The 22,446-nt window shown below is 75.6% G+C and carries 12 protein-coding genes; 1 reads left to right on the top strand and 11 read right to left on the bottom strand.

Annotated elements, in window-relative coordinates; genetic code table 11:
* Positions 1-47 precede the first annotated feature (47 nt).
* Positions 48-620 carry a pyridoxamine 5'-phosphate oxidase family protein gene (locus ACZ6W9_RS26015; RefSeq protein WP_389965706.1) on the top strand — a complete coding sequence of 191 codons (573 nt, stop codon included), beginning with the start codon at positions 48-50 and terminating at the stop codon, positions 618-620.
* A gap of 118 nt (positions 621-738) precedes the next feature.
* Here ACZ6W9_RS26015 and ACZ6W9_RS26010 read toward each other — a convergent pair whose 3' ends face one another.
* From ACZ6W9_RS26010 to ACZ6W9_RS25960, 11 genes are all read right to left on the bottom strand, one after another.
* Positions 739-2,010 (bottom strand): MFS transporter, encoded by a 1,272-nt coding sequence (locus ACZ6W9_RS26010; protein ID WP_389965703.1) that lies wholly within the window; start codon positions 2,008-2,010, stop codon positions 739-741.
* 202 nt (positions 2,011-2,212) lie between these two features.
* Complete coding sequence (locus ACZ6W9_RS26005; RefSeq protein ID WP_389965700.1) at positions 2,213-3,880, bottom strand: right-handed parallel beta-helix repeat-containing protein; 1,668 nt, start codon at positions 3,878-3,880, stop codon at positions 2,213-2,215.
* Positions 3,881-4,044: 164 nt separating this feature from the next.
* A complete protein-coding gene (locus ACZ6W9_RS26000) occupies positions 4,045-7,134 on the bottom strand; it encodes an amino acid adenylation domain-containing protein (RefSeq protein WP_389965697.1) in 3,090 nt (1,029 codons plus the stop codon).
* Positions 7,131-9,215: a non-ribosomal peptide synthetase gene (locus ACZ6W9_RS25995; RefSeq protein ID WP_470120095.1), complete on the bottom strand. Its 2,085-nt coding sequence runs from the start codon at positions 9,213-9,215 to the stop codon at positions 7,131-7,133. Before ACZ6W9_RS25995 ends, ACZ6W9_RS26000 begins: the two co-directional genes overlap by 4 nt.
* A 71-nt stretch (positions 9,216-9,286) precedes the next feature.
* Positions 9,287-10,783 carry a condensation domain-containing protein gene (locus tag ACZ6W9_RS25990; protein WP_470120093.1) on the bottom strand — a complete coding sequence of 499 codons (1,497 nt, stop codon included), beginning with the start codon at positions 10,781-10,783 and terminating at the stop codon, positions 9,287-9,289.
* A complete protein-coding gene (locus tag ACZ6W9_RS25985; protein ID WP_470120091.1) occupies positions 10,780-12,393 on the bottom strand; it encodes a condensation domain-containing protein in 1,614 nt (537 codons plus the stop codon). The genes ACZ6W9_RS25990 and ACZ6W9_RS25985 overlap by 4 nt, the downstream gene beginning before the upstream one ends.
* Positions 12,390-14,183: a condensation domain-containing protein gene (locus ACZ6W9_RS25980; RefSeq protein ID WP_389965684.1), complete on the bottom strand. Its 1,794-nt coding sequence runs from the start codon at positions 14,181-14,183 to the stop codon at positions 12,390-12,392. Before ACZ6W9_RS25980 ends, ACZ6W9_RS25985 begins: the two co-directional genes overlap by 4 nt.
* Entirely contained in the window at positions 14,180-15,724 is a 1,545-nt protein-coding gene (locus ACZ6W9_RS25975; RefSeq protein ID WP_470120088.1) for a class I adenylate-forming enzyme family protein, read from the bottom strand. Before ACZ6W9_RS25975 ends, ACZ6W9_RS25980 begins: the two co-directional genes overlap by 4 nt.
* The gene (locus ACZ6W9_RS25970) at positions 15,721-16,068 is read right to left on the bottom strand and encodes an acyl carrier protein (RefSeq protein ID WP_389965678.1); all 348 of its coding nucleotides are present in this window, start codon (positions 16,066-16,068) and stop codon (positions 15,721-15,723) included. The genes ACZ6W9_RS25975 and ACZ6W9_RS25970 overlap by 4 nt, the downstream gene beginning before the upstream one ends.
* Positions 16,065-16,244, bottom strand: coding sequence for an MbtH family protein (locus tag ACZ6W9_RS25965; RefSeq protein ID WP_389965675.1), 180 nt, complete (start codon positions 16,242-16,244; stop codon positions 16,065-16,067). The genes ACZ6W9_RS25970 and ACZ6W9_RS25965 overlap by 4 nt, the downstream gene beginning before the upstream one ends.
* Positions 16,241-22,234 (bottom strand): non-ribosomal peptide synthetase/MFS transporter, encoded by a 5,994-nt coding sequence (locus ACZ6W9_RS25960; RefSeq protein ID WP_470120085.1) that lies wholly within the window; start codon positions 22,232-22,234, stop codon positions 16,241-16,243. Before ACZ6W9_RS25960 ends, ACZ6W9_RS25965 begins: the two co-directional genes overlap by 4 nt.
* Positions 22,235-22,446: the final 212 nt, after the last annotated feature.

The following is a 22,446-nucleotide window of genomic DNA, read 5'->3' as shown; positions in this document are numbered from 1 at the left end:
GGCGGAGCGTTCCGGGCCGATCGTGACCCGCGACGACAGGAGTGACCATGGCCGGCTCTCTCATCCGGATGACCGGTACGGCATCGCACGCCGCACCCGGGCCGCATCCGGCGCCCGGCCCGGCTACGGCCGGTGAGACCGCGCACGACGCGCACGACCGTCGTCCGGCGGACACCGGACCCCGCTCCCGCTCCCGGCGCCGCCGCGACACCGAGCACCGGCTCACCCACGACGTCGACGTCTGGGTGGCCAGCGCCTCGGCCGACGGCGCTCCGTACCTGGTGCCGCTGTCCTTCGACTGGGACGGGGAGGCGCTGCTGGCGGCCACCCCGGCGGACAGCCCGACCGGCAGGAACCTGGCCGCCACCCGGTCCGTCCGGCTGGGGCTCGGCCTCACCCGCGACGTGTCCGTGATCGACGGCGAGGTCGAGGTCCTGGAGATCGGCGAGCTGCCGCGGGAGCGGGGCGACCGGTTCGCCGAACGCACCGGGTTCGACCCGCGCGTGTCGGCCACGCCGTACCGCTGGTTCCGCATCACCCCGCGCCGCGTCCAGGCGTGGCGCGAGGTGGACGAGCTGCCCGGCCGCGAGCTGATGCGCGACGGTCGCTGGCTGGCCTGACGCCCCGGCGGGCGAGCGGGCGGACCGGGGAGCGAGGCCGGCCGGGGCGGAGCGGTTCGGGGCGGAGCGGTTCAAGACAGCGGAGGTCCGGGCGGAGCGGTTCGGAGGGCGGCGAGGATCAGGGGACGGAGCGGATCTTCCCGACCAGGACCGCGCCGAGGAGCGTCAGCGCCGCGGAGGCCAGGTAGAGGGCCGGGTAGCCGCCGGCGCCCGCCACGATCGGGCCGGCGATGACCGGCCCGAGGACCTGCGGGCCCGAGTTGGCGATGTTGATGACGCCGAGGTCCCTGGCCCGCCCGTCGGCGGCGGGCAGCACCTGGGTGACCAGGGCGTTGTCGACCGACAGGAAGACGCCGAAGCCGACTCCGAGGATCACCGCGGCGACCAGGGCCGCCTGCCAGGTCGGGCGGAACGCGAGCAGGACCGCCGGGACCGCGCTGATCAGGCCGGAGACCACGACCAGGAGCCGGCGGCGGCCGAGCCGGTCGGAGACGACGCCCGAGACGATGGTGGTGACGACCACGGCGGCGGTGTAGATGAGGATCAGCACGAGCAGGCCGTCCTCGGACTTCTCGCCCGGGAAGATCCGCTCGTAGCCGACCGCGTCGGCGAGGAAGTACAGCAGGTAGAGCGTGGCGATCGCGTTGCCGAGCTGCATCAGGAAGCGGGTCAGCCAGGCCCAGAAGAAGTCGGGGTGGGTGCGGGGGCTGATCCGGAAGCTCCTCAGGAAGGCCCGCGCGTCGAACCGGGGCGCGGCGGCCAGCGGAGGGTCGGCGGTGGTGAGCACGAAGGGCAGCACCCCGAGGGGGACCAGTGCGGCGATCAACAGATAACCGGACCCGACGGTGGTGGCCACGGCGGTGACGAGCACCACCCCCAGCACCACGCCCAGCGCCTGCGGCATGCCGACCCAGCCCGACACCTCGCCCCGCTGGCGCACCGGCACGTGGTCGGGCACCCCGGCGCTGAGCGCCGCCTGCATCGCGTTGAGCCCGGCCTGGGCCAGGCACCAGCAGATCATCACGCCGGCGACGGTGTCCTGCCCGGCCAGCAGCGCCAGCGCCGCGGCCCCGGCCAGCGCGCCGGCCAGCGTCCAGGGGTGCCGGCGGCCGAACCGGCCGGCCGTGCGGTCGGACAGCGCCCCGGCGACCGGGTTGGACAGCATCGCCACCGCGGCCCCCGCACCGGTGACCAGCGCCAGCGCCGTCTCCTTGCCGTCCGGTGCGATCCGCGCCATCTGCAGGGGCAGCAGCATCTGGAGCGGCCCGGAGTAGCCGATCCAGAGGGCGAGGTTGGCCAGCGAGATGCCGGTGATCCACCACGGCCCGACCCTGCGCACCGGCTCGGCGAGCGCGGCCGGGACCTCCGGGACGGGTTGGACAGCGCTCATACGGCTCGCACCTCGCGATCACGACCGGGCACCCGACAACATGAGGGGTGCTCGGATGTTACGCCCCTCTCATCCCGTGCGACAGCCCCCGCCGCGAGATCACGGAGGGCGGGACCGGAGGGCGGCGGAGACCCGGGCCGGGGCGGAGACGGACGGCTCCGGAACCGTTCGGGCGAGGCCGCCGGGCGAACGGGCCGGGAGGTCAGGCGGGCCGGGAGGCGTCGCGGTTGCGGGCCCACTCCCCGCCCTCGGGGCCGGTGTCGAAACGGACCGCGGCGACCGCGTTGCCCTCCATGTCGTTGTCCACCACCCGGCCGTACACGCATCCGCCGGCGCCGGTGATCCACAGGCCGTGGGTCTGGGTCCCCGGCCGCTCACCGTCCCAGATCCGGTTGGCGCGGAGGGTGTAGTCGCGGGCCTCGGCGTTCAGCGTGATGCCCGCCCGGATCTCCGGGGCCTCCGGCAGCCGGTACGGCGTGCCCGCCATGGGCGGCTCGTCCCGCCACGCCGAGGCCGTGCCGGGACGCCAGGGGGCCAGCGTCAGCTCGGTGGCGGTGTTGCCCGTCACGACCGCCGTCACGGCCGCCGTGCCGTCGCCGGCCGTGAGGGTCTTGCCGAGGTGACCGCCGGGCTCCCAGCGGGCCGAGGCGTCGGTCATGGCCGTGGCCGTGTAGGTGACGGACGGGCCTCCTCCCTCCGCCGCCGGGGCCCGCCGCGCGCCGTTGTCGTGGATCCGGTTACCGAGGACGGTGGCGTCGACGATGGGACTGTCGATCCGGATACCGTCGAGGGCGTTGCCCCAGATGTCGTTGCCGTCGAGGACCATCCCGACCGAGGCCGACCCGGCGGTGGAGGCGGAGGCGAAGGGCGAGGTGCCCGGGGTGTTGTACTCGCGGTAGCCGTAGCGGCCGTTGCGGCTGATCCGGTTGCCGGTGACGGTGTAGCGGCCGGGGGTGTTGCCGACGCTGACGCCGTCGCGGACGTTGGCGTCGATGACGCATCCGGTGAGGATCCCGCCCCGGCCGGGGACGCCGGTGGTGCCCAGGCCCGAGATGTCGAACCCGGCCTCGTGGTTGCCGATCATGACGCAGGCGGCGACCACGAGTCCCTCGGCGCCCCAGTCGGAGATGCCGTAGCGGTTGTCCTCGGTGTGGCAGTTGGTGATGCGGATGCCGCGCGGCGGGGTCCACGCCGCGTTCTGCAGCTCCAGGAAGATGCCGTTGGTGCCGTTGCCGACGGCGGTGCAGCCGCTGATGGTCAGCCGTTCCACCCCGCCCCAGCCGCCGATCCCGATGCCCAGTCCCGCGCCGCCGATCTGCGTGCCGGTGTCCAGCCGCCCGCAGCGCAGCGCGATGACGCCCTGCACCACCGTGTCCTGTAGGAAGTCGCAGCCCAGCCCGGAGGCGGCGGTGTCGTGGATGTACAGGTCGCGGAAGCGGCCGCGGAGCACGTACTGCAGGCCCAGCCCCTTGGCCAGCACGTCGTACGGGTCCGCGCTCACGCCGGAGCCGTCGATCTCGAAGTCGGCGAAGGTGCAGTCGGCGAGGTGGTTGCCGGGACCCGCGCCGTGCTGGAGCTCGGTGAAGAAGGCCAACGGAACCGCGGTGCCCGGATTGCCGGGGTTGGACAGCGTGAAGCGGGTCGCGCCCGCGCCGGCGCCGACGAGGGACACCCCGCTGCGCCACACGGTGCCGGCGTCCCTGATCGAGTACACGCCGGGCGGGCAGTGGATGGTGCGCGCCCGGCCGTCGGCCGCGCAGGCCGCCCCGACCCGGTCGACCAGCGCGGCCAGCGCCGGCTGGTCGTTGGTGACGCCGTCGCCCGTCAGCCCGTACTCACGGGCGTTGTAGACACCGTCGGGACCGTTCACCGGCGCGCCCCCTCTCACCGAACCGGACGGTGCGCGCCTCTTCGGTGACGCCCGTCCCGTGATCCGGCCGGACACGCCGGATCACGGGCTCAATTCCCCCTTCCGGAAAGGAGTAAGCGCAGGTCATCGGCCATTTATCTGCCCCGCCCCGACACCGGGGACGGTCAGGGCTCCTCGGCCCCGGCGAGCAGGGCCTCGGCCTCCTCATCGCTCAGCGCGGTCAGCTCCTCGATCAGCAGCCGTTCCGCCTCCTCGGCCAGGGCCGCCACCGTGCTCGCGGCGAAGATCGTCTTGATCGGCACCTCGACGCCGGTGGCCCGCCTGATCCGGGCGGCCACCCGGGTGGCCAGCAGCGAGTGGCCGCCGAGGTCGAAGAAGTCGTCGAAGACGCCGACCGGGCCCGTGCCGAGCAGCTCCTCCCAGATCGAGGCCACCAGCCGCTCGCCGTCGGTCCGCGGGAGGACCCGCGCCGCCGCCGGGGCGGCCTGCGGCTCGGGGAGCGCGGCCCGATCCACCTTGCCGCCCGGGGTGAGCGGCAGGGCGTCGAGCCGTACCCAGGCCGTCGGGACGAGCTGGCGCGGGAGCGCCCGCTCCAGGCGGGCGCGGAGGTCCGCCGGGTCGGCGTTGCCGGTGACGTAGGCGACGAGCTCCCCGCCCCGCGCGGTGACGAACGCCTGCCCCACGCCGGGGCAGGCCAGCAGGCGGCTCTCCACCTCGCCCGGCTCGATCCGGAAGCCCCGCACCTTCAGCTGGCCGTCCAGCCGCCCGAGGAACTCCAGCCGCCCGTCCAGGCGGCGGCGCACCCGGTCGCCGGTGCGGTAGCGGCGTGCCCCGGGCCGTCCACCGGGATCGGGCACGAAGGCGGCGGCGGTGAGGGCGGGCCGGCCCAGGTAGCCGCGCGCCACCCCGGCCCCGCCGACGACCAGTTCCCCGGCCGCCCCGGAGGGCAGCGGCTCTCCCCCGTCGCCGAGCACGTACGCCGTGGTCGCGCCGATCGGGCGGCCGATCGGCGGGCGGCCCGTCGCGGCATCCGCCCCGAGGTCGCAGGCGGTGGCGATCACCGTCGCCTCGGTCGGGCCGTAGGTGTTGACGAGCCGTACGGCGTCGCCGAACCGGTCACGCCAGCGCGCCACGGCCGCCGCCGAGACCTGCTCGCCGCCCAGGATCACCAGCCGCAGCGCGGCCGGCCAGGCGATCTCCGCGAGGTCCTCGGTCAGCGAGTGCCAGTAGGCGGTCGGCAGGTCCAGTACGGTGACCCGGCCGCCCTCGGGGGAGGCCAGCACGTCGGGCAGGGTCGCCGCGCCGTCGGGCAGGAGCAGCAGCGTGGCCCCGGCGGCCAGGGCCGGGAAGACCTCCTCGACGTGCGCGTCGAAGCTGAGCGAGGCGAACTGGACGACGCGGTCGGCGGGGGTGAGCCCGTAGTCCGCGCGCATCCACCGCACCCGCGCGGCGAGGGCGCCGTGCTCGACCAGCACGCCCTTGGGCACGCCGGTGGAGCCGGAGGTGGTGATGACGTAGGCGGCGTCCCCGGGCGTCACCCCCGCCGGAGGGCCGGCCGTCCCGGGGCCCGCCGGTGACGGGTCGACGGCGGTGAGACCCACGGGCGCGGCGCGCCGGGTGACCACGTGGGTGGCCGAGGCGTCCGCCAGCGCGAAGGCCAGCCGCTCGTCCGGCACGTCGGGGTCGAACGGGAGATAGGCGGCTCCGGCCCGCCACACGGCGAGCAGCGCGGCGACGGCCTCCGGTGAGCGGGGCAGGCAGACGCCGACGACGTCACCCGGCCGCACCCCGCCGTCGCGGAGTGCGGCGGCGAGCGCGTCGGCGCGGGCCAGCAGCTCGCCGTAGGTGACCCGCTCGCCGCCGCAGACCACCGCGACGGCGCCGGGCGTCCGCCGCGCGGTCTCGGCGATCATCTCCGGCACCGTCCGCGGACCGTCCCCTTCGGGGAGGGCCGGGCCGGCGTCGGGGAGGCTCAGTTCGGCCTCGTCGTCGTCCGTCCAGATCCGCAGCGCGGAGACCGGGGTGCCCGGCCCGGCGGCGGCCGACTCCAGCAGCCGCGTGAACCGCCCGGCGAGGCGGCCGATCTCCTCGGCCCCGAACAGCCCGGTGTCGTAGAAGAAGGCCACGGAGAGCCCGCCGGAGCCGTCGTCGCTCCGCCACGCCTCGACCATCAGGTCGGTCTTGACGCGCTGCAGCCCGACGTCGACGTGGGACACCTCCAGGCCGCCGAACGACCGGCGCGGGCCGTTGTCCTGGCTGTGCAGGATGAGCATCGTGCGCAGCAGCGTTTCCGCCGGGTGGCTGAGCTTCTCGAACGGCACGGCGGGGTTGCCCAGCGCGCCCAGGACGTCGCCGCGGACCCGGCCGACGAGATCGGCGAACGCGGGGTCCCCGCTCAGGTCGCCGCGGAGCAGCACCGTCTGGGCGACGTACCCCACCATCGGCTCCAGCTCGACCCGTTCCCGTCCGGCGACGACGCTGCCGACCAGGACGTCCCGCTGCCCGCTGTGCCTGGACAGCAGGACCTGGTAGGCCGCGGTCAGCACGGTGAACAGGGTGGTGCGCGCTGCCCTGGCCAGCTCCTCCAGCGCGCGGACCGTCGCGGGCGCGACCGCGACGCGGTGCAGCCTCCCCTCCCCGGTCGCGCCGCCGTCGCGGCGGAACGGCAGCTCGGTCACGGGCGGGCCGGCCAGCCGTTCCAGCCAGTACGGCTCGGCCCGCCCGGCCCGGCGGCGCTGCCAGCGCCCGTAGTCGCCGGCCTGGACCGGCAGCGGGCGCAGGGACGGCTCTGCGCCGCGGACCCGCGCCGTGTAGCACTCGGCGAGGTCGTCGAGGACGACGTTCAGCGACCACCCGTCGGCGACGATGTGGTGCATCGTGACGCACAGCAGGTGCTCACCGCCGGTTACGCGGATCACCGCGGCCCGCACCGGCGGCCCGGCCGCGAGGTCGAACGGCGTGTCGATCCACTCCGCCGCCAGGCGGTGTGCCTCCCCGTCGTCCACCGGGCCGACCCACTCGACGGGCGGCGGGGCGGGTTCGAGGACGGCCCACGGCACGCCGTCCTCCTCGGCGAACCGGGTGCGCAGGCTCTCGTGCCTGGTCAGCACGTCGGTGAGCGCCCGGGTGAGGGCGTCCTCGTCGAGCGGGCCGCGCAGGCGGCGCGCCAGGTACATGGTGTAGGCGGCGTTTCCCGGATCGAAACGCTGCAGGAGCCAGAGCCGCTCCTGCGCCGGGGACAGCGGGGCCCTCATGCGCCCGGGGCCATCTCGTCGAGGACGGCGGCCAGCTCGTCGGCGTCGAGGCCGTCGAGCTCGTCGCGCAGCGCGGCGATCTCGGACAGGTCGAGGTCGTCGTCGAGGCGTTCCAGCTCACCGGCGAGCCCGGCGATCGTGGGGTTCTCGAAGAACGCCACGATCGGCACGGCGGCGCCGTAGCGGGCCTGGACGCGGGCGATGATCTGGGCCGCGGTCAGCGAGTGCCCGCCGAGGTCGAAGAAGTCGTCGTCCACGCCGACGGGCTCGCCGAGACCCAGCACCTCGGCCCACATCGAGGCCAGCTCGTCCTCCACGGCCGTTCCCGGGGCCCGGTAGGCGGTGATCCTGGCGGGCGCGGCCTCCGGCGGCGGCAGCGCCGCGCGGTCGAGCTTGCCGTTGGGGGTTAGCGGCAGCGCCGGGAGCGTCACGAGGCAGGCGGGGACCATGTACTCCGGCAGGCTCCGGCGGAGCCGCTCACGCAGCCCCGGCCACAGGTCCGCGCCCGCGGGCGGCGTCGCGCCCCCGGACGGCGCCGGCCCCCCGGGGGGCTCGCCCGCCACCGTGCCGGGGCCCGCCGGGGGCTCGTCCCCCGCGGGGACCACGTAGGCCACCAGCCGGGGCGAGCCGTCGGGTCCGGTCCACACGCCCGCCGCGGCCTGCCGTACCTCCGGGGCGGCGCGCAGCGCGGTCTCGATCTCCCCCAGCTCGATCCGGAAGCCGCGGATCTTGACCTGCTGGTCGGCCCGGCCGAGGTACTCCAGGCGCCCCCCGGGGCCGAGGCGGACGAGGTCGCCGGTGGCGTACATGCGCGCCCCGGGCCGGCCGGACCAGGGGTCGGGCAGGAAGCGGTCCGCGGTCCTGGCGGGCATGCCGTGGTAGCCGCGCGTCACGCCCGTCCCGCCGATGTGCAGCTCGCCGACCTCGCCGCCGGGCACCGGCAGCCCGGTGTCGTCCAGGACGTACAGCGACGTCTCGGCGATCGCCTCCCCCAGGTCGATCGGGGCCGGGGAGGGCAGGACCCCTCCGGCGGCGGACCACACGGTGGTCTCCGTGGGGCCGTAGACGTTCCACAGGCGGGCGCCGCCGGCCAGCAGTTCGTCGGCCAGGTCGCGGGGCAGGGCCTCGCCGCCGCACAGCCGGGTCCGCACGGCCTCCGGGACGCCGCCGGCCTCCAGCAGGATCCGCCACGTCGCGGGGGTGGCCTGCATGACCGTGACCCCCTCGGCGAGGGCCAGTTCCCGCAGCGCCCGGCCGTCGGACGCCTCGCGGGCGTCCGCCAGCACCACCCGGGCTCCGACGGACAGCGGCAGCAGCAGCTCCAGCACCGAGATGTCGAACGACAGGGTGGTGACGGCCAGCCACCGGTCGGCCGGGGTGAGGCCGAGCAGACCGGCGAACGAGACGAGCAGGTTCGTCACCGCCTCACGCGGGACCGCCACGCCCTTGGGACGTCCGGTGGAGCCGGAGGTGTAGATCAGGTAGGCCAGCGCGCCCGGCGGCGCGGGATCGTCCCCGGCGGGAGCCGCCGTGGCCGGGGCGGCGCCGTCTCCTCCGGCCGGGAAGCAGGGGGTTAGGACGTCGCCGTACCCCGAGGCGTCGCCGTACGCCAGGACGTCGCCGTACGCCGGGGCCTCGCCGTACGCCGGATCCGCGCCGGGTGCGCCGGGGACGGCGGCGCGGCGGGCGTCCGCCGGGGCGGCGCCGTCCCACCCGAGCCGCAGCACCCGGGACACGCCGCGCAGCAGGTCGCCGTCCACCCCGTCCTGGGTCAGCACCAGGTCGATCCCGGCGTCCTCGCGCACCATCCGGAGCCGGTCGGCGGGGAAGGCCGGGTCGAGCGGGACGTACGCGCCGCCGGCCGCCCAGACCGCCAGGAGCGCGACCACCATCCCGGGGGTGCGCTCCATGCACAGCCCGACGAGGGACTCCGGGCCGACGCCGTACCCGCGCAGCACCGCCGCCAGGTCGTCCACCCGCCGGCACAGCTCGCGGTAGGTCAGCTCGCCCCCGCTCCCGGTGACCGCCACCGCCTCGGGGGCCGCCTCCAGCCGGCGCCGGACCAGCCCCGGCAGGGTCACCGGTTCCGTTCCCGTCTGCGCCGCCGGTCGTGCCGTCGGTCGTACGGTCGTCGTTGTCATCGCCGTCGTCGTCACGGTCGGATGCCTTTCAGGTCGGACAGCCGGAGTCCGGGGTCGGCCCCGGCGCGCTCCACCAGTTCGGTGAAGGCCCCGGCCAGCCGCCGCGCGGTCCCGGCGGAGAAGACGTCGCTGTTGTAGTCGAGGACACCGCCCAGTCCCTCGGGCGCGCGCCAGGCGTCCACCGACACCTCGGCCTTGGTACGGCCCGCCGCCGGGACCGGGTAGACCTCGGCCTCGAGGTCGGCCATGGAGGTCCGCAGCAGGTCGTCCTTGGGCAGGTTGTGCAGGTTGAACATCACCTGGAAGAGCGGCGGGCGGCTCAGGTCGCGGGGCAGGCGCAGCGCGCCGAGGATCCGCTCGAAGGGCACCTCGGCGTGCTGCATGCCGGTGAACACCGCCCTGCGGGTCCGGCCGAGCAACTCCTCGAAGGTCGGGTCGCCCGACAGGTCGGCACGCAACACCATGGTCGTGGCGAAGTAGCCGATCAGCGGCTGCAGCTCGGTCCGGCTCCGCCCGGCGACCGGCACCCCGACGCACAGGTCCTCCTGCCCGGCGGCCAGCCCGAGGACCGCCTGGTAGGCGGAGAGCAGGGCCATGAACAGGGTGCAGCGCCGCTTCCTGGCGGTCTCCTCCAGCCGGGAGACCACCTCGTCGGGTACGGCCAGCTCCACCCGCCCGCCCCGGCCGGTCCAGCGCGGAGGGCGGGGACGGTCCGCGGGCAGGTCGAGGACGGGCACGCCGGCGAGCGTCCGCGTCCAGTGGGCCAGGTGGGCGCCGTCGTCGTGCCCGGCCCGGCGCCGCTCCTCGGCCGCGACCTCGGTGTACCGCACGGGCAGCTCGGCCAGGACCGGCTCGCGTCCCTCACGGTACGCGGCGTAGCACTCGGCGAGCTCCCGCATGAGGACGTCCAGCGACCATCCGTCCACCACGATGTGGTGCAGGACGATGCAGAGCACGAACTCCCCGGCGGCCAGGCGCAGCAGCGCCACCCGCAGCGGCGGGTCGTTCTCCAGGTCGAAGGGCCGGTTGACGAACTCCACGACGGCGGGCGCGGGGTCGCCGGTGACGTCGGCGCGTTCCACGGTGACGGGCGCGGCGGGCACGATGACCTGCACGGGGCGGTCCCCGGCCAGGCGGAAGCGGGCACGCAGCACGTCGTGCCGCTCGGTCACCCGGGTGAAGGCGGCGGCGAGCCCCTCGGCGTCCACCGGGCCGCGCAGCGTCACGCACCAGGGGGTGTGGTAGGCGGTGTCGGCCGGGTCGAAGCGGCTGAGGAACCACAGCCGCTCCTGCCCGAACGACAGCGGCCACTCCTCCGTCCCGGCTGTCCCTGCGTCGCTCCCGGAACCGGTCCCCGACGTGTCCGCCGTGTCCGCCGTGCCCGCGACGTCGCCGGCCGTCCCTGAGCCGGCGGCCCGCTCACGGGCGCGGGCGAGCAGTGCGCGGCGCTCCCCCGGCGGCAGCGCGGCCAGGCGGCCGAGCAGCGCGGCCCGCCGGTCGGCGCTCATCGGACGCCTCCCCCGGCGGCCACGTCCTCGGCGGCCCCGACGGCGCGCGCGGCCGCCACGGACACGGCCTCCGTGGGCACGGCCACCGCGGGAACGGTCTCCACGCGCGCGGCCTCCACGGGCACGGCCTCCTTGGGCTCCATGGGATCCGTCCCCGCGTCCCCGCCCGCCGCTCCGGGCGTTCCCGGACCGCTCCCGTGGGGCCGGGTGACCGGGGTGATCCCGCACAGTTCCGCGACCGCGCCGAGCGGCACCTCCCCGGCCACACTGCTCACCAGCAGGGTCTCCATCCCCAGCAGCAGCTCGTGGGCGGTGGAACGGGGCAGGCGGGCGGTGTCCACCAGCAGGTGGAGGCCGCAGGTGTGGGTGGCGGGGGTGGTGGAGAAGAACACCGTCGCGTCCACCTCGGGCCACGCGCCGACGAGGAACGTCCGGGTCCGCCCGGTGAGCGCGGCGATCGCGGCGGGATCGCCGGGCGGCTCGACACGGGGCAGGTTGGGCCAGTGGCCGACGGACCGCGCGTCGTTGAAGTAGGCCGACAGGTCCACGGTCCCGCCGCGTTCCCGGCCGACCTCCTCGCGCAGCGCCATCATCGCGAACGGGTCGTAGTGCGCGTTGCGGTAGGCGGTCAGCGCCCGCCCGTGCCCGGTCCGCGCCGCGTCGGCGAAGGTCCCGCCGGACAGGTCGAGGACGAACAGCCCGTCCTGTACGGCGGTGCCCGCCATCGCGCCGGTCCTGGGGTCGTGCCGGTTGGCGACGATGAGCTGCATGGCCACCCGGCGGTGCCCGGTCAGCGCGGAAAGCAGCACGGCGCTCGCGGTGGTCAGCACGCTGGCGGTGCTGACCGACCAGCGTTCCGCCAGCGTCTCGGCCGCCGCGGCGACGGCGGCCGACTCCATGCCGATCCGGACGAACCGCGGCTCCTCCGGGGTGACGCCGGGGAAGTCGAACAGGGTGAGGGGCGTCGTCTCCAGCTCCGCCCGCCAGTGCCGCAACGCCCTGGCCCCGCGTGCGGCGCCGGCCCCCTCGCGTTCGAATCCGGCCTGGTCGAGCGGCTGCCAGGCGGGGGCGGGCAGTTCCCGCCCGGCGAGCAGCGCCTTCCAGTCTGCGGCGAGGATGTCCAGCGTCCAGGCGTCCACCGCGAGGTGGGACAGGGCGAAGGCGATCGCCCGGGGCCGCCCGTCACCGGTCACGACGACGCAGCGCAGCGGCGGCTCGGCGGCGTAGTCGAACCCGGTGGAGGCCAGTCCGGCGGCGATCTCCGCGGCCACGGCGAGCGGCCTGGCCTGCCCGGCCTCGGCCACCCCGACCGCCAGCCGGCCCTGCCGGGCCACCCGCTGCACGGGCCCTTCGGGCGTCTGCGCGCAGGTCGTGCGGAGCGTCTCGTGCCGCTCGACGAGCCCGCGCAGCGCGGCGAGGACCGCGTCGAGGTCGTGCCGGCCGGGGACGGGCAGCGTCCAGGGCATGTTGAAGTACGGGTCGCCGTCGTCCAGCCACCGGGTCAGCCGCCAGAACGCCTGCTGGCCCCAGGTGAGCGGGGCCTCCCCGCCGCGTGCGCCGGCGAACTCGACCGTCACGGACGCCCGCCGGGCGGCGGGGTCGCCCGTCACCGGGACCCGGCGATCTCACCGGTCACGCCGGCGACGGTCGGGGTGTCGATGAACAGCTCGAAGGACAGCTCTACGCCGAACCGGTCGCGGACCCGGGCGATGATCTGCGTGATGGTCAGTGAGTGGCCGCCGAGGTCGAACAGGTCGTCGTCCGGCTCGATCTCGTCCACGTCCAGCAGCTCGCGCCAGATCGCGGTGACCTCGGCGATGATCTCGGCGTCGGCGCCCGTGCCGGCATCCGGGCCGACGTCCGTGCCGCTCCCGGAGCCGGCGACGCCGGAGCCCGCGGCGAGGCCTGTGCCGGCCTCCGGGGCCGCGTCCGCCGGGGCCGCGACGGCGGGACCCTGCGCACGGGGCGGCAGCGGCAGCTCGCCGAGCGGGGCGTCGGGCCGGGCCGCGGCGCCGCGCAGCAGCGCGACGAGGTCGGCGGCGACGCTCTCGCATCCGGCCCGGCCGATGGCCCGGGGGTTGAACAGCAGCCGCGCCTCCGGCCCCTCGGGGGCGTCCACCACCTGCAGGTGCAGGGTGTTGCGGACCGCGCCGTTGAACATCGCCCAGTCCACCGAGGCGTCCAGTCCGTCGAAGGCGGGGGCCGGGCCGGTGCGGCGGCGGTAGCTGACCGAGACGGGGGTGAGGGCGCTGCGCGGGCTGATCCCGCCCAGGGCGCGGGCCAGCGGCACCTCGCGGTGCCGGTAGACGGTCCGCAGCTCCTCACGCGTCCTCCGGGCGAACTCGGCGAACGTGCCGCTCTTCCAGACGGCCTCGGCGGACGCGCCGCTCTCGCGGGGGGACCCGGTGAACGCGCCGCCCTCGCCGGCGGATCCGGCGGGCGAGCCGCTCTCACCGGTGGACCCGGCGGACGTGCCGTGCGGCGCGGACACCACGGGAAGCTCGTTGACGAACGGCCCCACGTGGTCGCGGGTCTCCTCCGTCCGGGTGGACAGGTCCGCGGCGACCGCGACCCGCTCGTTGCCGTAGGCGTGCAGCAGCACGTGAAGGGCGGCCATCAGGGCCTCGAAGCGGGTGACGCCCAGCCGTTCGGCGACCGCGGCGAGCCCGGAGCCGAGCGCGGCGGCGTCGAGTCCGGCCGTCTCGCCGGGGGCGGCGCGCAGCGACGGGGCCGTCAGGCCGGGCAGCAGGATCTCCCGGTCGTCGTGCCACCGTTCCCGCCAGAACTCCGCGGCCGCGGCGATCCCCGCGTCCACCCGGTCCTGCTCGGCGCGGGCGGCCTCGCCGTACGGCACGGCCAGGGGCGCGAGGGCGCGCCCGCCGTAGGCGGCGGCCAGGTCGGCCAGCACGACGTCCTTGGACATGCCGTCGAAGACGGCGTGGTGGACGACGAGCAGCAGCAGGTGCCGTCCGGGTGCGAGGCGGGCCAGGGTGAACCGGGCCGGCGGGCCGGTCTCCAGGTCGAAGGGCCGGGCGATCTCGGCCTCGACCAGCTCCGCCGCGGCGGCCTCGACGGCCCCGGCCTCGTCATCGGCGGGGCCGCCGTTCACACCGCCGTCCGCGTCGCCGGTCAGGTCCGTGAAGCGGACCTGCGGGGGCGTCCGGCCGGGGAGCAGGCGCAGCAGCCCGTCCCGCTCGGTCATCGCCGCGGCCAGCACGGGGTGACGGACGGCGACCGCGGCGCAGGCGGCGAGCATCGCGTCCACGTCCAGCGGGCCGTCCAGCCGGACGGCGAGGGGCATGGCGTAGACCCGGCCGCCCGCGCCCGCGCGCTCGGTGACCCACATGCCGTGCTGTGCCAGGGACGCCCGGTCCCACTCGTCGACCAGGGATGCCGTCATGTCGTCGTGCCTTCCGTGCGAGCGGTCGCGGCGGCGTCGAACAGCCCCCGCAACTCCCTTTTGATGACTTTTCCTGACTGGTTCCTGGGCAGGGTGTCGACGACGAGCACCCGTTCGGGGATCTCGTGTCCGGCCAGGCGTTCCGTCAGGAAGGCGCGCAGCCCGCTGCCGGTGACCCCGCCGGAGCGCGGGACGACGGCCGCGGCGATCGCGGTGCCGAGCACCGGGTGCGGCAGGCCGACCACCGCGGCCTCCGCGACGTCCGGGTGCTCGTAGAGAGCCGCCTCCACCTGGAGGGTCGAGACCTTGAACGCGCCCGACTTGACCACGTCGCTCTCCCGGTCCAGGAGGTGGAGGTAGCCGTCGGCGTCGAGGCGGCCGAGGTCGCCCATCCGGACCCAGCCGTCGCGGAACGCCTCGGCGTCGGCCCGCTCGTCGCGGTAGTAGGAGCGGGGCGCGGTGGGCGAGCGCATCCAGACCTCGCCGGCTTCCCCCGGCGGCAGCGGCTCGCCGTCCGGGCCGGCGATCCGCAGCGAGCCGCCGAACGCGGGCCTGCCCAGCGCCCCGGGCCGGGACGGGTCGTAGATCATGATGGTCTGGGCGGGCGCGGCCTCGGTGGAGGTGTAGTAGTTCGTGATCGTGGCGTTGGGGAACGCCTCCGCCAGCCGCGCCGCGACCGCCGGGGGCAGGGCCGAGGCGGCCGACCCCAGCAGCACGACGCTCGACAGGTCGCGGCGGGTGTGCAGGCCGGCGTTGAGCAGCTCGATCGCCATCGCCGGGACGACGAACACGGTGCCGACCCGGTGGGTCTCGATCAGCCGGGTGAACCGGCCCGGGGTGAACCGGCCGAGGGTGAGCACCGCCGGGCGGGCGTCGAGGGCGTTGAGCAGCATGGTCTGCCCGGCGTTGGTGCCGATCGGGAAGGCGTGCAGCAGGTGGCGCGAGTGCCCGAACCTGCGGCGGTTGGGCCGGGTCTCGCAGCCGTGGGCCAGGTTGGCGTGGCTGGCGGCCACGCCCTTGGGCACGCCGGTCGTGCCGGAGGTGTAGAGGATCTGGGCGAGGTCCCCCGGCCCGACCCGCACGTCCACCGGCCCGGCCGCGTCCCCCTCCAGTTCCGCGGGCCGCAGGACGGAATGGTCGCCCGGCGGCGGGGGGAGGTCGCGGCCGGCCACGACGGCCGAGGCGGCGCAGTGCCCGAGCATGTGCCGGACCTCGGCGGGCGCGAGGCGCTCCGACAGCGGCACGGCGACGGCCCCGGCCCGCTGGACCGCGCAGTAGGCGACGGCGAAGTCCACCCAGTCCCAGCCGCCGAACAGCAGCCCGACCCGGTCGCCGTGCCGTATCCCCCGGTCGAGGAGGCCGTGCGCCACGGCGTCCGCGCGGCGGTCCCAGTCGGCGAACGTCATCGACCCGCCGCCCTCGACGACCAGCGCCTCCCGGTCCGGGTCCTGGGCCGCGCGCAGGCGCAGCATCTCCGGCACCGTCCTCGGGACGGGTACGGCCGGCGCGCCCGCCCCGCCCGTCGCGCCCGCCGTCCTCACCGCGTCCCCTCGGCCACGTGGGCGGCCAGCAGCGGGAAGCTGTCGAGGTAGGCGGCGCCGCCGTCGAGGTCGAGGACGACGTCGAACTCCTCCTCCACCGCGTCGATGAGGCGCAGCAGCGCGAGCGAGGTGACGCCGAGCGCGGACAGGGGGACGCCGGGGGACGACGTGCCGGTGGCGAGGATCTCCGCGGTCGTGACACGGCCGTCGCAGGCGTCGGAGATCATCTGGGCCAGCCGGGCCGCGAGACCGGCGTCCACGGGGCCGACATCCGTGAGGCCGGCGTCCGCCGGGCTCCCGGCGTACCCGGTGGAGTCCTCCGCGACGGTGTCCCGGGCGGTCATGCCCGCGACCGCCGGAGGCTGAGCGGGCGCATGTCCGTCCACACCCGGTCGATGTGGGCGAGGCAGTCCTCCCTCGGCCCCTCGAACCCCTCGGCCCGCCAGCCGTCGGGCAGTTCCCGGCCCGCGGGCCAGACGGAGTACTGCTCCTCATCGTTCAGCACCACGAGGAAACTCATGCGATGACCTCTTCTTCCTTCTTCTCCGTCTTGTCGGTGTCCGTCACGCTCCGCGCGGTGTCCGTCCCGGCGTCCTCCGCGGCGACCGTCGCGGCGTTCGCGGTGTCCCCCCGGGTCTCCCGCTCCGCGTCCGGCGCGGAACCCTTACCGGGGTCCGTGCGGGAGGCCGTGCGGGGGTCCTTCCCCGCGGGGTCCCCGGCGCCGCTTCCGACGGCGTCTCCGGCGACGTTTCCGGCGGCACCGGTACGGCTCCGCACCGCCTCGAACCCGACCAGGTCGTCGGGGAGCGCGTCCGGCACGTCGGTGTCGAACCGCGCCAGCACCGGCACCCGCATCGCGATCAGCGCGACGGCCGCGATGGCCAGGCCGAAGCAGGTGTACATGAACCCGATGCCGCGGCCCGCCCCGGTGCCGATCAGCGCGCCGACGGTGCCCGCCAGCGGCCCGCCGGGCGCCAGCAGCGGCTCGAACACCTGCCCGCCGTACGGCGCGACCAGGCCGAAGCCGATGGGCAGCGTGGACCAGGCGACGAGGGTGTTGAGCGCGATGACCCTGCCGTGGAACCGCTGCGGCACCTTGACCTGGATGATCGTGGCGTAGACGCCGTTGAGCAGGGTCAGGCAGATCGACATGCCGAACGCGCCGGCCGCGATCAGCGGCAGGCTCGCCTGCAGACCGGTGAGCACGCAGAACACCGACAGGGCGAGCGTGGCCAGCAGCACGCCGCGCAGCCGCCGGCGGCGCGGGCCGCCCCAGGCGGTCATCGCGAACCCGCCGAGGAAGACGCCGAGGCCGCCGAAGAACGAGACCCGGCCGACGTCGTCGAGCCCGGCGAACGACAGCACCAGCGGGGAGATCATCAGGAACAGCGGCGACAGGAAGACGTTGAGCGCCGCGAAGAACAGCAGCATGCCGCGGAAGCCGGGGTTGCCCCACGAGTGGCGGACACCGTTCATCATCTCGGCCATGACGCTCTCGCGGCGGCGCCACGGCATTCCCGCGGGGAATCGTACGAACAGCAGGACACCCGTGGCGACCGCGTAGCTGACGACGTCGATGACGAGGATGCCGCCGAGCCCGATGGTCGCCATCAGGCCGGTCGCGATCAGCGGCACGACGAGCTGGGCGGTGCCGGTGGCCATCTGCACGACGCCGTTGGCGTGGCCGAGGAACCGCTTGGGGACGAGCTGCGGGATCGCCGAGCCGTACGCGAAGCGCTGGAAGGTCAGCGCGACCGACAGGCAGACCAGCAGCGGGTAGATGTGCTCGGGGGCCAGCGTGCCGGTCCATGCCAGAACACCCAGGATGAGCTGGGTCCCGCCGGCGGCGATGTCCCCGGCGAGCATGACCTTCCGTCGGTCGTAGCGGTCGACGATGGCGCCGGCGAGCGGCGCCACCAGCATGCCGGGCACCAGCCCCAGCACCGCGAACAGTGCGAACTTCGTCAGCGAGCCGGTGGTGAGGTAGATCCAGATCGGGATGGCGAACTCGGTCAGCGCCGACCCGGTGATCGACACGAGCTGCCCGACTGCGACCAGCAGGAACCGCCGCATGCTCGGCCGCGGCGACCCCTGTGACCGCGACGTGGCTCCGGCGTCGCCGGAACCCTCGCCGTGGACGAGGCGCAGCGCGGGCCTGCGGTCCCCCGGGCCCCGCCCGGCGTCCGCGTTCCTCCCGGGCCCCCGCCCGGTCCCCGGGGGCGCGCCGGCCTCTCCGGTGGACCCGTCCCGCCCGTCCGGTCCGCCGGGTTCACCGGGTTCACCGGGTTCACCGGGTTCACCGGCGTCCGCGTACCCGGTCTCCTCCGCCGGGGCGTCCGGTCCGCGGAAGCCCTGCAGCCACCAGGTGGACTCCTCCGTACGGCGCAGCGCCGCGGTCCGCCCCTCGGCCATGGCCCGGTGGGTGCCGGTGAGGATGTCGGCCAGCTCCACGGCCCGGTACTTGACGAAGAAGTGCCCGGCCTCGTCGAGCACCACGCACGCGGCGGTGTCCGACAGCCGCAGCCACTCCAGGTAGCGCTCCTGGTAGAACTCGGCGGCCGGGTCCCGCTCTCCCACGACCGAGATGACCGGAGCCGCCAGCGGCTCGCGTTCCTCCTCGAACAGGCGGGTGAAGTAGCGCTCGGCCGTCCGGGTGCCCTTGCGGCGGTTGGCGATGATCAGTTTGAGCTGGTCGCGGTCGAACTCCTCGACGTCCAGGCCGGCCGCGGCGAGCGCGTTGATCCGGCCCTGGTCGGAGGTCAGCCGGTCCATGAGGTCGCCGAACCAGTCCAGGCCGCGGCCCGGCTTGGCGAAGGGGAACACCCCGCCCAGGTAGATCGCCTCGATGGGGCGGCCGGCCTCCTGAAGGAGGCGGGCGGTCTCGGCGACGAGCATGACGCCGAGACCGCAGTGGCCGTAGAGCACCAGCGGGCCGTCGATCCCGGCGAGGATCTCCTCGGCGCATCCGCGCGCCACCTCGTCGAGGGGCCGGGCCTCCTCGCCCAGCTCGTGGCCGGGCACCGCGACCGAGTACAGCGCCCAGTCGCCGGGCAGCGCGTCGGCCAGCGGCTGGTAGATCACCGCGCTGCCGCCGCCGAACGGCACGCACACCAGCGTCGCGGTCGCGGCGCGAGCGGGGGTGAGCCGGTGCAGCAGGCCGCGGGGACCCTCGTCGCCGCTCTCCAGCAGGCGGGCCAGATCGGCGACCGTGCGGTGCTTGAACAGCTCCAGCACGGTGAGCGGGCGGCCGGGGACCTCCTTGCGCAGCCGGGCGACGACCCGCATCGCGAGCAGGGAGTGGCCGCCCAGGTCGAAGAAGTCGTCGAGCGCGCCGACCCTTTCCAGCTCCAGGACGTCCGCCCAGATCGCGGCGACCGTCTCCTCCGCCGGGGTGCGGGGCGGGACGAACCCGGTGGCCGGGGCGTCGGCCCCGGGGTCGGGGAGCCGCGACCGGTCCACCTTGCCGTGGGACTTCAGCGGCAGCTCGTCCAGCCACACGTAGCGGGCCGGGATCATGGGGTCGGGGAGCCGGTCGGCCAGCCACGCGCGCAGCTCCGCCGCCCCGGCGGGCGCGGCTTCGGCGGGCACGACCCCCGCGGCTCCGGCGGACGCGGACCCGGCTCCGGCGGTCCCTGCGGGCAGGGCGTCCCCGGAAGCGCCGGCGACTCCGGTGGCCCCGGCGGCTCCTGTGCCCTCCGCGACCAGGTAGGCGACCAGCCGTTCGCCGCGCAGCTCCACGACCGCGTGCGCCACGCCCGGGAAGCGGGCGAGCACCGCCTCCACCTCCGACAGCTCCACCCGGTAGCCGCGGATCTTCACCTGGAGGTCGCGGCGGCCGAGGAATTCCAGGTCGCCGGTGGGCAGCCAGCGGCCGAGGTCTCCGGTCCGGTACATCCGGGCGCCGGGGCCGCCGTCGGGGTCGGGCAGGAACCGGTCGGCGGTCAGGCCGGGTCGTCCCAGGTAGCCGCGGGCCAGCCGGTCACCGCCGAGGTGGATCTCGCCGGGGACGCCGACCGGGACCGGCCGCAGGTTCGCGTCCAGCACCCGGACGCGGGCGCCGGGGAGCGGCGAGCCGATCGGCAGCGCCGTACCGGAGCCGATGTCCGTTTCCGGACCGGCGGACGTGTCCGATCCCGCGACCGTCCCACGCCCGGCGGAGGCCCCCGGCGCGGCGGCGCGGGCCGGTTCGACGGCGTAGGTGGTGACGCCGACGGTCGCCTCGGTGGGGCCGTAGTGGTTGACCACCCGGCACCGTCCGGCCGCCGCCAGCTCCGCGGCCCAGGCGCGCGGCGCGGCCTCTCCGCCCAGGATCAGCAGCTCGGAGGGGAGCAGCTCGTCCAGGGGCGTGTCGGCCATCAGCGCCGCCAGGTGGGACGGGGTGATCTTCAGGTGGCCGACGCGGTGCTCGCGGAGGTAGGCGGCCAGCTCGGGCCCGGCCGTACGGGACGGGACCAGGTGGAGGGTGCCGCCGCTCATCAGGCACAGGTAGAAGACGGTCACGCCGAAGTCGAAGGCGAGCGACTGCAGCAGCGCGAACGTCCCGCCCGGCCCCACCTCCAGCCGCTCCCGCGCGCCGGCGAGGTAGACGGCGACCTGGCGGTGCTGCACGGCCACGCCCTTGGGCCGTCCGGTGGTGCCGGAGGTGTAGATGACGTAGGCCAGGTCATCCGGGGTGACGCCGCTGTCCACCGGCCCGGGGGCTGGTCCGCCGGGATCCGCCGGATCGACCGCCGGCAGGTCGCCGGGCAGGCGGTCACGCAGCTCAGGAACGGTGACGACCGCCCGCGCGCCGGCGTCGGACAGCACGTAGGCGAGCCGTTCGGCGGGGTGCTCGGGGTCCAGCGGGAGGTAGGCGGCGCCGGACTTCAGCACGCCGAGCACCGCGACCGCGAGGTCGGCCGACTGCTCCAGGCAGATCGCGACCCGGTCGTCCGGGCCCACGCCGAGCCGCCGCAGAGAATGGGCCAGGTGGCCGGCGCGCCGTTCCAGCTCGGCGTAGGTGAGCGAGTCGTCCCCCGCCACGACGGCGACGGCTTCCGGGGTGCGTACGGCCTGCGCGGAGACGGCCTCGTGCAGCAGGTCGTCGCCGGCGGGCCTGGCGGGGGCCGAGCCGCCGAACAGCTCGATCCTGCGGAGCTCGTCCGGCGGGAGCAGCTCCAGCTCGGAGATCGGCGTGTCCGGATCGGCCGCGACGGAGCGCAGCAGGGTCTCGAAGCAGGCGGCCATCCGCTCGATCGTGTCGGGGCGGAACAGCGCGGTGCTGTAGGTGAGGTTGCCGCGCAGCCCCTCGGGCGTCTCGAACAGGTACAGCGCCAGGTCGAAGCGGCTGGCCGAGGTCTCGACCGGGTGGGCGGACATGGTCAGCCCGGGGGTGCGCAGCGGCGCCGACCGGTAGTTCTGCAGTGCGAACATCACCTGGAAGACCGGCGAGCGGCTGACGTCCCTCTCCACGGCCAGTTCGGTGACCAGCCGGTCGAACGGCAGCTCCTGGTGGGCGTAGGCGTCGAGCGCGGTGTCCCTGACCCGGTCGAGGAGCTCGGCGAAGGTGGGGGCGCCCGACAGGTCGGCGCGCATCGGCAGCGAGTTGACGAACACGCCGACCACGCGCTCCAGCTCCGGCAGGTTCCGTCCGGAGACCGGGGAGCCGACCGCGAAGTCCTCCTGCCCGGCGTAGCGGCCGAGCAGTACCTGGAAGGCGGCCAGCAGCGTCATGTACGGCGTGGCCCCGCGCGCCCGGCCGGCCTCGGTGACCGCCCGGCTGAGCTCGGGGTCCAGCGCGATGCCGTGGACGGCGCCCTCCCAGCGCTGCTCGGCGGGCCGGGGCAGGTCGGCGGGCAGTTCCAGCGGCGGCAGTCCGGTCAGCTTCTCCCGCCAGTAGCCGATCTCGCGGTCGTAGTCCCGGCCCGCCAGCCAGCAGGCGTAGTCGCCGTACTGCAGCGGCACCGGGGCGAGATCGCCCTCGCCGCCCCGGCGGGCGTCGTGCAGGGCGAGCAGCTCCTCCATGACGATGTCGCAGGACCAGCCGTCGGTGACGGCGTGGTGCATGGTGAGCAGCAGCACGTGGTCGTCCGGGGCGATCCTGACCAGCAGCGCCCGCAGCAGCGGACCCCGGGCGAGGTCGAAGGGCCGCGCCGTCTCCCGGTCCACCGCGGCGAGGTCGTCGGTGACGGTCAGCTCCACCGCGGGCGTCTCGTCGATCACGACGCCGGGCCCGCCGTCCTCGGTGGTGACCAGCCGGGTGCGCAGGCTCTCGTGCCGGGCGGCCACGTCGGTGAGCGCCCCGGCGAGGGCGTCCTCGTCGATCCCGCCCTCCAGCCGGGCCGCGAACGCCACGGTGTAGGCGGCGGTGCCCGGGGCGTACTGCTCCAGGAACCACAGTCGCTCCTGGGCGGGGGACAGCGGCGGCACGGTGCCCGGCGGGCGTGGCGGGACGGCGGTGGTGACGGCCCGGCCGCCCAGCCGCCGGGCCAGCAGCGCCTGTTTGGCCGGCGAGAGACTGGCGTTCGTCACCTGAGGACCTCCGTGCTCAAGGGGGGAGGGGAACGGTGCGGGTTCCCCGGCGTCGGAGTGGGAGAAGCCGCCCTCGGGGGCGGTTTCCATGACGGGCTGCCGGACCGGGTGGCCCGGTCCGGGGACGTGTTCCGATGAGGGTGCGGTACGGCTGTCCCCCGGCGCCTCGGGGTGCGGGCGCCCGGCGGTACGGGTGCCGGTCCGGGCACTTC

The sequence above is a fragment of the Streptosporangium sp. NPDC053982 genome (assembly GCF_055585205.1).
Note: the sequence above shows the minus strand (reverse complement) of the source record. Positions and strands in the feature narration are given on the sequence as shown.

Bases quoted from the DNA above. Each gene is read 5' to 3' on its own strand.
- ACZ6W9_RS26015 (WP_389965706.1), top strand. From the start codon at position 48: ATGGCCGGCTCTCTCATCCGGATGACCGGTACGGCATCGCACGCCGCA.
- ACZ6W9_RS26010 (WP_389965703.1), bottom strand. From the start codon at position 2,010: ATGAGCGCTGTCCAACCCGTCCCGGAGGTCCCGGCCGCGCTCGCCGAG.
- ACZ6W9_RS25990 (WP_470120093.1), bottom strand. From the start codon at position 10,783: ATGAGCGCCGACCGGCGGGCCGCGCTGCTCGGCCGCCTGGCCGCGCTG.
- ACZ6W9_RS25980 (WP_389965684.1), bottom strand. From the start codon at position 14,183: ATGACGGCATCCCTGGTCGACGAGTGGGACCGGGCGTCCCTGGCACAG.
- ACZ6W9_RS25970 (WP_389965678.1), bottom strand. From the start codon at position 16,068: ATGACCGCCCGGGACACCGTCGCGGAGGACTCCACCGGGTACGCCGGG.
- ACZ6W9_RS25965 (WP_389965675.1), bottom strand. From the start codon at position 16,244: ATGAGTTTCCTCGTGGTGCTGAACGATGAGGAGCAGTACTCCGTCTGG.
- ACZ6W9_RS26000 (WP_389965697.1), bottom strand. From the start codon at position 7,134: ATGAGGGCCCCGCTGTCCCCGGCGCAGGAGCGGCTCTGGCTCCTGCAG.